Raw genomic sequence first — 12,705 nt, 5'->3', positions numbered from 1 at the left:
CAAAAATAAAAAAGCCTTGAGGGGAGTAGATGTTATGATGACCAGCACGATTCAAAAATGGTACACAAAGCTGACGGTATCCTTACATAATCAGAAAGGTGCCCAGGCAATCGAATGGATTGCGCTCGCAGGTGTCATTCTTGCTGTGTTTGCGGCGATTCAGTTTGTTTTCAAGGATGATACAGCCGTCGGGGGCGCAGTTTCCTCTACCTTGTCCAAAATTATCAAAAGCATTGGCGCTGATTAATCGATGGTTCGTTCGGGAGGCTGGCGAACAAAAAGGTAGGTTTGCCAGCCCTCCTTCTTACATACATAACACGTGATTATCTTCAAAGCGGGGAGGCATGAAATCTTGAAAATGGTAAAGCCAGTCCTGTCCGTCATCCTCCTCATCTGTGTACTCGGATTGCAAGCTTGTACGTCGGAAGAAGCTGTACCTGTAGATAATCAGCAGGAGCAGCCGACACGCACAAAGCCGGTAGAACCAGAGGGAACAGCCGATGGGCAAGAGCCTGCGTCACCCAATCAGGCCGAGAAAAGCAGGGAACAAAAAGTCGCGGAGTTACAGGCATTGATTCCAGATACACTCACTCGGCTACCAGCGAGCACCGAAGATTTCTATTCGATGCCGCCAGGGCGTTTTTCCGGGAGAATGTACGGGGAGCAAAGCGATGAAATCAAAGAAGTGCTGCACCGACTGCCCAATCTGGAGAGCGTGGACGAAGAGGCAGTCGAGCTATACTATCGGGTGCTATTATCACTTTTTGGCGAGGACTACCCAGATCCGCAAGATATCATCGATCAGATGAAGCTCGCGTCATTTGGTGATCCATCCATCGGCGATCCACGCTTTCAATTCAAGAAGCAGTACAACGTCATGATCTTGCTGGACGCGAGTGGGAGCATGGCGGCTTCTGCTGGTGGCAAAACGAGGATGCAGTCTGCGAAAGAAGCAATCACCTCGTTTGCGGCATCACTTCCAGCCGGGGCCAACGTCAGCTTGCGGGTATACGGACACGAGGGCAGCGGATCAGAAGCTGACAAGGCCCATTCGTGTGCGAGCAGTGAAGTGATGTATCCGATGCAGGCGTACGACAAGCAAAAGCTGCAAAGCTCGCTTGCACAGTTCAAGCCGGCTGGTTGGACGCCGATCGCGCTTGCCTTGCAGCAGGCCGAGGAGGATTTGCGTCCGTTGACGGGTGAGCAGAACACCAACATCATTTACTTGGTCAGCGACGGAATCGAAACGTGCGGGGGCAATCCGGTCGAGGCAGCGAAGCAACTGGCTGACTCGGATATTACACCAATTGTCAACGTGGTCGGCTTTGGCGTGGATGGAGAGGGGCAGCAGCAGCTCAAAAAGGTAGCTGAAGCAGCCGGGGGTCGGTACGTGTTCATTCAAGACCAAAAGGAGCTGCAAAAAGAGTTTGAGCAGGCGAAACGGATCGCCCAGAAGTGGGAGAAGTGGTTGGCTGGCTCGACTTACGAGGCACTCTCCACAACGATCGCTCAAAGTGTCACCATCAGTGAGTATGGCTCCAAATGGCAAAGCATCGCCTCCAGAGAGAGCTATAATTTTCTGTCTGCTTTAACGGAGCTGGGAGCGCGCAAAACTTTGTCCGAAGAGATGATAGCCGCTCTGGAAAAGCTCGAGAGCAAACAAGAGAAGCTGGCGAGGCAGCGTGCCGACGAGCTGGAAGACTTTTTGGATACGCTCAACGAAAAAACCTATCAGGAAGCCATTGCGGCAATCCAACAGCAATTTCGTGGACATGTGAAAGGAAACTAGTTCTTTGTACAGGAGGGTTTGGTCATGGCGAGGAGAAAAGGAAAGAGCCCCCTATTAATCGGAAGCTTCGCCTTTTTCATCCTGTTACTACAGGTCTTACCTGGAATCGTCCTAGCCCAGGCACCATCATTACCCGTTCCTCAGCTAAACGCACCAAACTATCAGATGTCGGATTTGCAGGCTCCTCAGTGGGAGACGCCACAGCTGGAAGCCCCGCAATGGGAGACACCGCAGCTGGAGCCTCCAGGTTGGGACACTCCACAGCTGCAACCACCAGGGGGAGATCCACCCCCGCTGCATGCTCCAGACGGTTCTGTACCCGCATTGGAACCACCTGGCGGAGAAATCCCGCAGTTGCGACCTCCGAACAGCACCATTCCCTCTTTGCAGATGCCTGCCATTGAACTGCCAGCTTCACAAAGTCCCGGCGGCGGGGTAAAAAAGCTCGATCCAGCCCCACTGAAGCCACCTTCTCCGGAGCCATTCGGTGAAACCAAAGGCTATGACGCGCTTAAGCTGAGTTTTAAAGATATGATAGGCGGGACACTGGGCTACTCTGCGGCATTGATTGAGCAAGGAGAGGTCGATCTACGCACGGGCGCTGGAAAGTACGGAGGGTTCCTGCTACAGCTCGGATTGAAAGGGATTGATATCGGGGTTAAGGACACACCGTGGGGCAATGTGACAGGACTGACGCTCGATGGTCTGGATGCAAAAGGAATCTACGACGGCTACCAGTTTATCTTGAAGCAAAATCCGAATGCTCTGGCCGGCAATGTAAATGCCCAGCGATCGTTTTCCAACGCGGTAAACGCAGCGAATACGGTCAGGGTTCCAGGGATCGTTACGGGATTGAATGTCGGGATTGCCGCAATCAGTCTACCCTTTGATGTGTTTGACACGGTTACCAAATTCGATCAGGCATTTGATTCCAGTCTGAGCCAAGACAAGCAAAATGAGAAGTTCGTCGATGGAGTCGGTAGCTTTGGGAGTACCTTGATCGATGCGGGAATCATTGCCTCTGTCATTCCAGGCGGGCAGACTGTAGCGGGCGTTCTGGTTGTGACAGGAGCTGTTCTCTGGGGATTGAGTCGACTCGTCAAATGGAGTGACAAGCTCGCGGGTGGAGCAATCACTCGGGGAATCCGAGAAGGTGTGAGTAAAGCGGTTGGGTGGGTGAAGTCCATCTTTGCGTAAAGGAGGTCTCGCACGATGAGAGTAACAGAGACGGCACAAGTTCGTGCCCAGATCAAAGCGTTCAAGCATCTGCTGGAAAAGCCGGAGTTGTTTAATCATGCAGTCCAAATGAACGAACGCTTTTATTACAATGTGCAGTACTGGAAGTGGGGAGGGAAGGAAGCGGTCGGCTATCTGATCCTCCGCCCAGATGGGGAAATCGTTCCCCGTAGGGAAGCAGAGCCGGTGGTACGCCTGTTTATGTCCCACAATAACGCTGTCATCAACTTCACCAAGGATTTTGCTGCAGATAAGGAAAAACCAGTCTGGATGTACGAGCAAAAGCGGGATATTTTGCAGGCACTGCTGCCGGATTGCGAAGCCAGCATGGATGTCCAGACGCAAAAGGATGCTCGACAGCTGATTGACGTCTGCGAATTTGTTGTCGACGGTAGGGATCGACTGCGGGACATCTTTGAAGCGGGGATGCGTGCCCACCAACAAATGCTTGCGCGTGGCTACGTGATTTCAGAGGACGAAACGGCCTTGCGTAATGCGTTGTACGAGTCCGATTACCTCTTGTACGAGCGGTTGCGCAGGCAGGTCGAAGTCAGGGAAGCAGTCGATCGGCTGTCCGTCTTTTTTGCAAACAACCGTCTGGCGCTTTCGGGGGAGCAACTCAAGAAAAAGGAGAAGCTCAGCGAATTGCTTCGTCGCTACAAGGATGAAGGGCTGCGAAAAACGAATGACGAGTCCGTTCGCAGCTTTGAGACGCAGTCCGTGTCCTATCAATCAGCCGAGCAGCTGGCCGAGTCATATCGGGAGCAAAATGATGCGTTATTTCAGCGCCTGGTCGTTTCGATCCTGCGCAATCCATAGACACGTGCAACGAACAGGGGGAGAAGCATGAATCCGCTGAAGGAAAGTTTCCATTTTTATACGCGGCATATTGAGTCGCTGTTGTTGCTGTCAGCTGTCATTGTACTGCCCTTCATGATCGTCCACAACATGACCATCAATTATGTGAGTTTTTTAGCCGCGATCACCGGAGCCAAGGTCGTCTCCAGCTTTTTCAATCTGTTTTTGCTCCTGTTGTTCTTTATGGTCGTCCAAGTTCCCTTTGCCCAATACGTAATCACCGATCTAGAAGGAGAGGAAAGACCGCTGCGACAGGCCTTTCGCGCTTTTGCCGAACAAGGCATCTCCGTGTTTCTATTTGGGGTAGTCTACGTGTTGGCGGTTAGTATCGGTATGGTCCTGTTTGTTGTCCCAGGGCTGCTGCTCCTGATCTTGTTTTTTCTCACGCCGTATGTGGCTGTAGTGAAAGGAAAGACGCCGTGGCAATGCTTGCGTAGCGCATTTGAGCTGGGCAAAAGGCATTTTGTACCGATTGTCGGTCTGCTCATTTTGACGAGTGTGATCGAATGGGGAATTTCCATGATCGGTTTGCTCTCGGTAACGTCGATCACGACAAGCTTTGGGGCTGTTTTTTTCACGCAGCTGCTGCTCTATGTCATGCTCTGTCCCTTTATCTCAGTACTATTTACCTTGTACACCCGTAAGTGGAGTACGGAGCAGGTACGGAAACAAGAGGAGCTAGCATGGGAAGGATAAACGGCCAAAAAGGCTCTGCGACCGTAGAATTTCTCGGAATCCTGCCGTTCGTATTTTTAATCCTGCTGATTTTGTGGCAGTTTTTGACGGGTGTGTATGCGGTGATCATCGCGCAGTCAGCAGCGAATGAGGCAGCTAAGGTGTATGCCATCACCGGAAAATCTATCGAGGCGCTGGACGCTGCACAAAAGATCGTGGGTAGCGCTGGCGGGGGAATCGCCTATAATGGCGGTGGCTCAGGCATTTCCGGTGACGGCAGTTACTTTACGGCTAAAGTCGGTGTACATCTGGATTTGTTTTTTCTTCCGGATTTCATCAAACGTAACATGGATGAAGAAGACAGGGTGATCTCATTTTCGAGAGAGCTTCGGGGACGGGTGATCCATTAGATGAGACAGTTGATCGTGCTCTTGCGCAATGAGCGGGGCAATATGACTATACTCGTGTTGACTGTTTTTTTCTTCATGCTCTTGGTGATTTTTACGGTTCTCTTTAATTTCTCTTCCGTCTTTGTCGACAAAGAAATGGCGGCAAATAGTGCTGAGCTAGCCAGCTTGGCGGCGACTGACGTCATCTACGACGAAGTCGAGGAAGCCATCCATTCTTATGACCATTCCATTGTGAATTGGATTGACCCAGTCTATATCTGGCCGTTGGTAGAAGAAGAGATGAAATCAATCGAAGCGGCCAATCCGGATTGGTCATCGAGTGAAGTGCAATTCGAGGCGATCGATCGTGTATTGCTCTTCGCGATTCCTGTATATCCGGATTTACTGACGCACGTCGTGGTAGGACTGGATCAGGCTTCTTCTGAGATTCCTGGCGTCGTCACGGACATTCTCGCGAGCAACAAGAGCACGCTCAGTGGTTCATCCATCAAGTTGTTTAATGGAGAGGACCGTATCGAAGTGAGGACCTCGGTCCGATATGAAAGTAAGACATTCGGGATGGATTTTATGCCAAAGCATGCCGAACAAATCTACCAGACAGGAAAAAGCAGGACGATTGGCTTCGTCAAGGTGACAGGCTGGAAGCAGCTTCCTCACGTATTTTCAGAGGGAGAAGACTGGTGACGCATGCATCAAGCTCTGAGGAGGCGGTACAGATGGAAAGGAAGCGCAGATGGCAACGTATCCTAGGAGGAATGCTCGTGTCTCTCTTGCTCACAGGCTGTTCGCTGGGAGCAGCAGGCTCTGTGATTTCCGCTCCCCAAACACAGCTTCCCCAGACTGCGCAGGAGTTGATTGTCGCCACTCCTGGTCCGCTCTCTGGTATTCCGTTCTACCAGCCGCAGTATCCCCATCATGACAAAATCGCACAAATTCTCGATGAATTGCCTCCTCTCCTGGACGGCATGAATGAAACGTTGTTGAGAGTGTACTGGTCGGAATTGCTGAAGCTGTTCTCAGAGGATTACCTCAGTCCGCAGATGGTAGTAGACCGGTGGAAGATGGCGTCGTTCGGGAGTCCCGATGTAGGGGACGCGCGCTTCCAATTCCGTGAGCACTTTAACGTAGAAATCATTCTGGATGCGAGCGGGAGTATGGGGGAGAAAATCGGTGAAAAAACGAAGATGGAGCTGGCAAAGGAAGCAATCAAAGAATTTGCCGAATCCCTGCCTGAAGAGGCCAAGGTATCTTTACGCGTATACGGTCATCTGGGGAGTGGGTCCGATGCGGACAAACAGCGATCTTGCAGTAGCAGTGAGATCGTCTACCCCCTGCAAACCTACCATGCGAAAAAACTGAATGAAGCATTGGGATTATTTGAACCATCCGGCTGGACGTCGATTGCGTATTCTTTGCAAAAAGCTCAGGAAGATCTGTCCGCGTTTCCGGCAGACAAAAATACAAATGTGATTTACTTGGTCAGCGACGGTATCGAGACTTGCGGAGGAGATCCGGTCGAAGTGGCAAAAAAGCTGTCCGAGTCAGACATCATGCCGTTGCTCAATGTGATTGGTTTTGATGTGGATGCACAAGGCCAAAAGCAGCTAAAGGAAATCGCGCAGGCGTCGGAAGGATTGTACGCCAACGTAACCAATCGCGATCAATTCCGACAGGAGCTGGAACGAGCCAAGGAAATCGCCGAAAAGTGGGAGCAATGGAAACGGGACGCGCTGACGGAAGCAGATGCGGTGCTCAAAGACCGCAGAAAGTGGATTGATGCGTATGACCGCGATTGGTATGAGAAAAATTGGCGAGAGAGCTTGAACATCGGAGCAGCGATTGACTATTTAGCCATGACAGGGAAAATCGGGAATGAGGCGAAAGGCTTCCTCATGCAGCAACGTGCAACCAGAGAGGCGTTGGCCACCCAAGCGAAAGAAGAGCTGACTGATTATTTAGTTCACCTCACCAATAAGACCTATCAAGAAATGAAAGTGGAGATCGAACAAAAATACAGCGGGAATTGATGTCCCGCTGTTTTCGCCATAGGATTGGCGTAGCCACGTTTTCTAATCTTAAATATAGGTAAAGGTCACCACTTGCTGCAGCTGGGTATCTACTCCGATGGCAATCGCTTTGAGTCCGTCCGAATAGTAAAAATAGCGTTTGAGATCATCAGGATTGGCATAGGATGCCTTAACCAGCTGAAAGGCGGTGGGGGTGAGTAGCTTTTGGGTACGGATAAACTCCGATGCGGCCTTTTCAAGATCGGCCTCTGTCAAGGTTTTTGCCGTTTGCTGTCCATTTTGCCCAGCAAAATCGATGGACACTGAGAGCGCTTGCTTGGACTTCGGGTCGATTATGGCGTGGAAGGCAGAGACTTCACCCACTTGAGGTTCACGGTTCATAACGACGTGGACAGGAATGCCTCTGAAAATCGGCTCTCCTGTGGTCGCTTCCACGAGTTTTGCGGGATCATCCAGTGTGATGACCCGATCGGTAGTGTTCACTTCAACGTGATAGTATTGTCTGACAGCGGCTGAAGCAATTTGAGCCGCTTCTTCTTTTGTCAGCCCTTGTACCTGCTCAGGGGAAGCAGTAATGGGGTTGCAGCCGCTGAGCACAGCAACAAACAGGAGCAAGAGCCCCTGGATCCACGCATATTTCTTCATCCGTACCCTCCGTATGTTCCTTGAAGTCATGTTCTATAGTAGCAAGGATTGCGTCAACTCGAAATCGATTTTCCTTTCCAGTACCTTACGAAGTTGTAAGCTTGAATGTGGGTGGGAAAACAAAGAGTCTGGCGGCAATGGTGTGAGAGACTGTGAGAAGAAGATGAAGGAAAGAATCATCGAGGGGAGAATATGCTTTAAAGCCAACAGCCTTGCCAATGTACGGACGCTACTGACGCCAGATGATATTCGCGAATTACCAGGACGAGCTCGACGCGAATCGAGAACGTGCAATCGTTACCTACCTTTGTATTTGTAGCTGAGAAAGGAATTTCCAACTGAAAAGACGAAAGATTCAGAGTACATCCATTTTCAAAAGGGGGAACGGGCATGAATGCAAAAGAATTGAGCCAAGCCATTCAAACCTATGTGAGAACGGAGACATTTCCAGTTGGCGTCAAAATCGTGAAGGATGAGGCCAATCTACCTGCAAAGGTAAAGCTACCTTCGCGCGATCTAGGCTACCAGATCACCATTTGCCAAGCCGTTGGTTTTTCCCGCCGCTATGGCTGGAGTATTGCCATGAATGGAGCGGACCTTTCCTGTCCCATCGCCCAAGTGGCATTTGGGTACGAAGAGCAGCTGCCTTTTTATTCAGAAGGAAATCTGGCCTGTGGCATGTACACCGACTCACTGGAAACAGGGGCAAAGAGCGAGCAGGACGTTCCCAAGCTATCTGCTGAAGAGAGCGGGTATTACGTATCGTTTCCTCTGGAGCGAGCGGAGGTAGACCCGGATGTCGTCGTCATTTACGGAAATTCGGCGCAAGTCATGAGGCTGGTCGCAGGAATGCTGTACAAGCGGGGCGGTTCGATCCCATCTACATTCTCCAGCCGGGCAGACTGTGCTGACATCGCGATCAAGCCTCTGCAAACCGGTGAACCGCAAGTCATCGTTCCCTGTTATGGCGATAGGCTGTTCGCGCAAACACAAGATCACGAGATGGCCTTTAGCTTCCATTTCCGCGATGCGGCAGAGCTCGTAGAAGGGCTGGCAGGCACACAAAAAGGCGGCGTACGCTATCCGATCCCATCCTTCCTACGCTATCAGGCAGAATTTCCTCCTACCTATCAAAAGCTGGCGGGTATGTTTGGGGAAGCGAAGGACAAAGAGCTGTCCTCGTAGGGGGAAAGCGTTTATTTACCCGCTGGTACCAACGTTTCATAAAAATGGGGCAAATCCCTCCGTCTACACGAGACGTATGGGATTGCCCCTTTTCATTCTGTTATTGTTCGATCTACACCAGATTCTCCGGGTTCAATCCTTCGAGCTCTGGCAAGACAAAACGGCCGTCTTTGCGGATCAGTACATCGTCGAACCAGATTTCGCCGCCGCCGTATTCAGGACGCTGGATTTGCACCAAATCCCAATGGACAGAGGAGCGGTTGCCGTTGTCTGCCACCGTGTAAGCATTCCCCGGCGTGAAGTGGAAGCTGCCGGCGATTTTTTCATCAAACAGGATGTCGAGCATCGGATGCAGGATGTGCGGGTTGAAGCCGATCGCAAATTCCCCGATGTAGCGAGCACCCTCGTCGGTATCGAGAATGTCGTTCAAGGCTTTGGTGTTGGAGCTGGTAGCTTCTACAATTTTTCCTTCTTTAAACGTGAATTGAACATCGGTAAAGGAAATGCCGTTGTAGTTGGTCGCAGCGTTGTAGAAGATGGTCCCTTCGACGGAATCACGAACAGGTGCCGTGTAAACTTCTCCGTCAGGAATGTTGCGTTTGCCATCGCATTTGATCGCGTTGATTCCTTTAATGGAGAAGCGCAGGTCGGTTTTCGGGCCAACGATGCGTACGCGATCAGTACGTTCCATCAGTTCTTTCAGCGGCGTCATTGCATTGGACATCTTGGCATAGTCCAGGTTGCAGACGGAGAAATAGAAGTCCTCGAAGCCCTCCAGGCTCATACTGGACAGCTGTGCCATCGATTTGTTCGGATAGCGCAGAACGACCCAGCGCTTGTTTGGTACACGCTCATTTGTATGTACAGGCTGGTACAGAACGCGTGAGTAGATGCCCATTTTGTCTTCAGGCACGTCAGCGTATTCATTGATGTTGTCATAAGCGCGCACGGCGATGTACGCATCCATGTCTTTCATGCGGTCGTATTCAAATTTGGCCATCAATGCCATATGCTCTTCGCTTGTTCCTTGGTACAAGGCGCGATTTACTTCTTGGTCTTTTAGGGTGACGAGAGGAAGGGCGCCTACGGCAAAGGATTCGCGTACGAGAGCACGAACCAATTCAGGTTGCAGGCCTGTGTTTTCGATCAGGACCTTTTCTCCTTTTTGCAGATTGAGCGAGTAGCGGACAAGACGGCTAGCTAATTCATTAATCCGTGGATCTGCCATGTTTCGCAACCTCCATAGTAAAAATTTTTTTATTAGATATATTATTGCACAATTTTAAGGGAGTCTGCCAGTGTATATGCAAAGCCTTATAAGCAGGCTTCGTAGATCTTTACGATGTCTTCTGCATTCAGTTTACGAGAGCTGGGCAAATGTCCGACACCGCGTCCGCCAATGGTCACAGCCTCTTGTGCCATGCCTGCCAGATCATCACGCGTGACTCCAAAATCAGAGAGACGCTCCGTAATTCCCATGCGTTCGTACCAGTTTTTCACCGCTTCGATCGTAGCCTCAGCTGCAGTCCGGTCATCTTCTTCCGTGACCCCAAAACAATGCCGTCCCATGCGAGCCAGTCGTTCGGGGCGATCTTCCAGAATCACCTGTTTAAAATAAGGAAGTGACAAAATCGCGAGTCCGCGACCGTGCGCCATATCGTAGATACCGCTCAAAGGATGCTCGACTCCGTGCAAAGGCATTCCTGCTCCTCGACCCGCATTGGCAAACGGACTGATGCCTAATGTGCTGACCCACAGCAGGGTGGAGCGGGCTTCTTCGTTGTCAGGTTGCTCGATGGCTGTGAGTGAGTGTTCTACAACCAGACGGATGAGTGTCTCTGACACACCGTCTTGCACAAGCGCACCCTCTGCACTGATCAGATAGCTTTCAAATAAATGAGAGAAAATGTCCGCGCAAGCCTCGGCCGTGACGCGAGCGGGAACGGTATACGTGATCGACGGATCGAGTATCGCTATTTTTGGATAGAGAGCCGGCCCGTTGATGGATGACTTTTCGTGAGTGTCCCAGTGAGTCAGCACGCTGATGTTATTGGCTTCAGAGCCAGTTGCAGCAACGGTGGGGACGGTCATTAATGGCAAAGCCTCTTGTACAGGGACGAGCACTTTACCCGTGCCGCTTGGGTTGCCGCGCATATAGTCATAGATCGGACGGCCAGACTGTGCAGCCGCAGCAATCGCCTTGGAAGCGTCCATAACGGACCCACCACCAACGGCCAGCACAAAGTCGCACGCATGCTGACGAGCGAGAGTTGCTCCGTCGTCTACGGTAGCCGTACGCGGATTGGGTTCGATTTTGTCAAAAAGAATGCTTTCTACTTCCGCTTCCTGCAAGAGCGCCTGCACACGATCGAGTAGTCCTGTGCGCTTTGCAGCATTGCCTCCCGTGACGAGCAACGCCTTTTTTCCCAATGTCTTCGCAGCCTGGCCCAAACGCCTTAGTTCGCCAACGCCAAAGTAGATGTGGGTAGGAAAAGATACCTCAAAGGGAAACATCTGAATACCTTCCTTCTTTCCATATAGGTTGCACCTAAATCAGTGTAACACATGAACAAAAAAGGAGCCCATTATTAGAGGCTCCCATTCCTGTGCCAAAATGACGAGAATAGCGCGCGATCTGCTGGTTACGTTATCAATGGGGTGGATTAACGCCGACCATTCGAATGTGTACCTAGACATTCGTTCTATTGTAAAGAAAAAATGTAAAGCTGGTGTGGATGGTTTGTAAACGAATGTTTACATAGAGGGGATCCTAAAATTACTAGCAATTTCCGAACTATTGTCGAACGTCATTCACGTATTTTTCGTTGATAAATGCGTATGATTGTGTTTTAATGTAGTTGAATCGTTCGTGAATTAATAGAAACTCAACCTTTTTAGCTGGGAAGGTGGCTCCTACAGTGGAAAAACAGGAACAACTCTACGAAGGTAAGGCGAAACGTATTTATCGGACATCGACGCCTGATCAGTACTGGGTGGAGTATAAAGACGACGCAACAGCATTTAACGGAGAGAAAAGAGCGCAAATCACGGGTAAAGGTGAACTGAACAACCGGATTACTGCTATCTTTTTCACCATGCTAAAAGAGCGTGGGATCGACAACCATTTCATTCGCCTGTTGTCAGCCACTGAGCAGGTCGTTCGCAAAGTGGAAATTATCCCGTTGGAAGTAGTCGTCCGTAATATCGCAGCAGGATCATTGGCAAAACGACTGGGTATGGAAGAAGGAACAGTCCTCCCACAGCCTGTTGTCGAGTTCTACTACAAGGACGATGCTTTGGGGGATCCGCTGGTAAATGCCTCCCACATCAAAGTGTTGGGGATTGCGAGCGAAAGTGATCAGGCGACTCTGGAGCGCATGGGCTTGGCAGTTAATGAAGTACTGCGTCCATACTTGCGGGAGCGCAACATCACACTGGTCGATTTTAAATTGGAATTTGGCAAAACTGCGGACGGGGAAATTCTCCTCGCCGATGAAATATCGCCGGACACGTGCCGGTTCTGGGACTCCGAAACAAACGAAAAGCTGGATAAAGACCGCTTCCGCCGTGATTTGGGCAACGTAGAAGAAGCGTATCAAGAAATGCTGAAAAGATTGGGAGGAGACGTACATGTTTAAAGCAGTTGTATACGTAACTTTGCGCGAGAGCGTTTTGGACCCGCAAGGTCATGCTGTGAAAGGTGCCCTGCATTCCCTCGGATTTGATGAAGTGAACAACGTGCGCATCGGTAAATACATGGAGCTCGAGCTGGGTACGAACGATCGCGCCCAAGCAGAAGAGCGCGTGCGTGAAATGTCTGAAAAGCTTCTTGCCAATACGGTGGTTGAAGACTATCGCTTTGAGATCGTGGAGGGCTAAC

14 protein-coding genes are annotated in these 12,705 nt (G+C 50.7%); 11 read left to right on the top strand and 3 right to left on the bottom strand.

What is annotated here, in order from left to right; genetic code table 11:
* Positions 1-34 precede the first annotated feature (34 nt).
* The 8 genes from AN963_RS28120 to AN963_RS28085 all read left to right on the top strand — a co-directional run bounded on the left by AN963_RS28120 (position 35) and on the right by AN963_RS28085 (position 6,995).
* Positions 35-247, top strand: a complete 213-nt coding sequence (locus tag AN963_RS28120; RefSeq protein ID WP_055747916.1) for a hypothetical protein — start codon at positions 35-37, stop codon at positions 245-247.
* Positions 248-358: 111 nt separating this feature from the next.
* Positions 359-1,789 (top strand): vWA domain-containing protein, encoded by a 1,431-nt coding sequence (locus AN963_RS28115; protein ID WP_236708136.1) that lies wholly within the window; start codon positions 359-361, stop codon positions 1,787-1,789.
* A gap of 24 nt (positions 1,790-1,813) precedes the next feature.
* Positions 1,814-2,986 (top strand): hypothetical protein, encoded by a 1,173-nt coding sequence (locus tag AN963_RS28110; protein ID WP_055747768.1) that lies wholly within the window; start codon positions 1,814-1,816, stop codon positions 2,984-2,986.
* Positions 2,987-3,001: 15 nt separating this feature from the next.
* Positions 3,002-3,844, top strand: coding sequence for a hypothetical protein (locus tag AN963_RS28105; RefSeq protein ID WP_055747767.1), 843 nt, complete (start codon positions 3,002-3,004; stop codon positions 3,842-3,844).
* A 27-nt stretch (positions 3,845-3,871) separates the two neighbouring features.
* Positions 3,872-4,579, top strand: coding sequence for a hypothetical protein (locus tag AN963_RS28100; RefSeq protein WP_055747766.1), 708 nt, complete (start codon positions 3,872-3,874; stop codon positions 4,577-4,579).
* The gene (locus AN963_RS28095) at positions 4,567-4,968 is read left to right on the top strand and encodes a TadE family protein (protein WP_055747765.1); all 402 of its coding nucleotides are present in this window, start codon (positions 4,567-4,569) and stop codon (positions 4,966-4,968) included. The genes AN963_RS28100 and AN963_RS28095 overlap by 13 nt, the downstream gene beginning before the upstream one ends.
* Positions 4,969-5,652 carry a TadE/TadG family type IV pilus assembly protein gene (locus tag AN963_RS28090; RefSeq protein WP_055747764.1) on the top strand — a complete coding sequence of 228 codons (684 nt, stop codon included), beginning with the start codon at positions 4,969-4,971 and terminating at the stop codon, positions 5,650-5,652.
* Between the two features lie 32 nt (positions 5,653-5,684).
* Complete coding sequence (locus AN963_RS28085; protein WP_055747763.1) at positions 5,685-6,995, top strand: vWA domain-containing protein; 1,311 nt, start codon at positions 5,685-5,687, stop codon at positions 6,993-6,995.
* Positions 6,996-7,043: 48 nt separating this feature from the next.
* On the opposite strand, the gene AN963_RS28080 is transcribed toward AN963_RS28085, so the two are convergent.
* A complete protein-coding gene (locus AN963_RS28080) occupies positions 7,044-7,640 on the bottom strand; it encodes a hypothetical protein (protein ID WP_055747762.1) in 597 nt (198 codons plus the stop codon).
* Between the two features lie 390 nt (positions 7,641-8,030).
* Here AN963_RS28080 and AN963_RS28075 point away from each other — a divergent pair, with 390 nt between their 5' ends.
* Positions 8,031-8,825: a DUF169 domain-containing protein gene (locus AN963_RS28075; RefSeq protein WP_055747761.1), complete on the top strand. Its 795-nt coding sequence runs from the start codon at positions 8,031-8,033 to the stop codon at positions 8,823-8,825.
* 112 nt (positions 8,826-8,937) lie between these two features.
* On the opposite strand, the gene AN963_RS28070 is transcribed toward AN963_RS28075, so the two are convergent.
* Both AN963_RS28070 and AN963_RS28065 read right to left on the bottom strand, forming a co-directional pair.
* The gene (locus AN963_RS28070; protein ID WP_055747760.1) at positions 8,938-10,053 is read right to left on the bottom strand and encodes an aminopeptidase; all 1,116 of its coding nucleotides are present in this window, start codon (positions 10,051-10,053) and stop codon (positions 8,938-8,940) included.
* A gap of 86 nt (positions 10,054-10,139) precedes the next feature.
* A complete protein-coding gene (locus tag AN963_RS28065; protein ID WP_055747759.1) occupies positions 10,140-11,339 on the bottom strand; it encodes an iron-containing alcohol dehydrogenase in 1,200 nt (399 codons plus the stop codon).
* Positions 11,340-11,743: 404 nt separating this feature from the next.
* Here AN963_RS28065 and purC point away from each other — a divergent pair, with 404 nt between their 5' ends.
* On the top strand, positions 11,744-12,463 hold the full coding sequence (gene purC, locus AN963_RS28060; RefSeq protein ID WP_055747758.1) for a phosphoribosylaminoimidazolesuccinocarboxamide synthase: 720 nt from the start codon (positions 11,744-11,746) through the stop codon (positions 12,461-12,463).
* Complete coding sequence (gene purS, locus AN963_RS28055; RefSeq protein WP_055747757.1) at positions 12,456-12,704, top strand: phosphoribosylformylglycinamidine synthase subunit PurS; 249 nt, start codon at positions 12,456-12,458, stop codon at positions 12,702-12,704. The genes purC and purS overlap by 8 nt, the downstream gene beginning before the upstream one ends.
* The last annotated feature ends 1 nt before the right edge of the window (position 12,705 follow it).

This window comes from Brevibacillus choshinensis (genome assembly GCF_001420695.1).
Classification (GTDB): domain Bacteria; phylum Bacillota; class Bacilli; order Brevibacillales; family Brevibacillaceae; genus Brevibacillus; species Brevibacillus choshinensis.
The sequence above is the reverse complement of the archived record's forward strand: the minus strand, read 5'-3'. Positions and strand labels throughout refer to the sequence as shown.

Coding starts and splice junctions, on each gene's coding strand:
- AN963_RS28120 (WP_055747916.1), top strand. CDS start 35: ATGATGACCAGCACGATTCAAAAATGGTACACAAAGCTGACGGTATCC.
- AN963_RS28115 (WP_236708136.1), top strand. CDS start 359: ATGGTAAAGCCAGTCCTGTCCGTCATCCTCCTCATCTGTGTACTCGGA.
- AN963_RS28110 (WP_055747768.1), top strand. CDS start 1,814: ATGGCGAGGAGAAAAGGAAAGAGCCCCCTATTAATCGGAAGCTTCGCC.
- AN963_RS28105 (WP_055747767.1), top strand. CDS start 3,002: ATGAGAGTAACAGAGACGGCACAAGTTCGTGCCCAGATCAAAGCGTTC.
- AN963_RS28100 (WP_055747766.1), top strand. CDS start 3,872: ATGAATCCGCTGAAGGAAAGTTTCCATTTTTATACGCGGCATATTGAG.
- AN963_RS28095 (WP_055747765.1), top strand. CDS start 4,567: ATGGGAAGGATAAACGGCCAAAAAGGCTCTGCGACCGTAGAATTTCTC.
- AN963_RS28090 (WP_055747764.1), top strand. CDS start 4,969: ATGAGACAGTTGATCGTGCTCTTGCGCAATGAGCGGGGCAATATGACT.
- AN963_RS28085 (WP_055747763.1), top strand. CDS start 5,685: ATGGAAAGGAAGCGCAGATGGCAACGTATCCTAGGAGGAATGCTCGTG.
- AN963_RS28080 (WP_055747762.1), bottom strand. CDS start 7,640: ATGAAGAAATATGCGTGGATCCAGGGGCTCTTGCTCCTGTTTGTTGCT.
- AN963_RS28075 (WP_055747761.1), top strand. CDS start 8,031: ATGAATGCAAAAGAATTGAGCCAAGCCATTCAAACCTATGTGAGAACG.
- AN963_RS28070 (WP_055747760.1), bottom strand. CDS start 10,053: ATGGCAGATCCACGGATTAATGAATTAGCTAGCCGTCTTGTCCGCTAC.
- AN963_RS28065 (WP_055747759.1), bottom strand. CDS start 11,339: ATGTTTCCCTTTGAGGTATCTTTTCCTACCCACATCTACTTTGGCGTT.
- purS (WP_055747757.1), top strand. CDS start 12,456: ATGTTTAAAGCAGTTGTATACGTAACTTTGCGCGAGAGCGTTTTGGAC.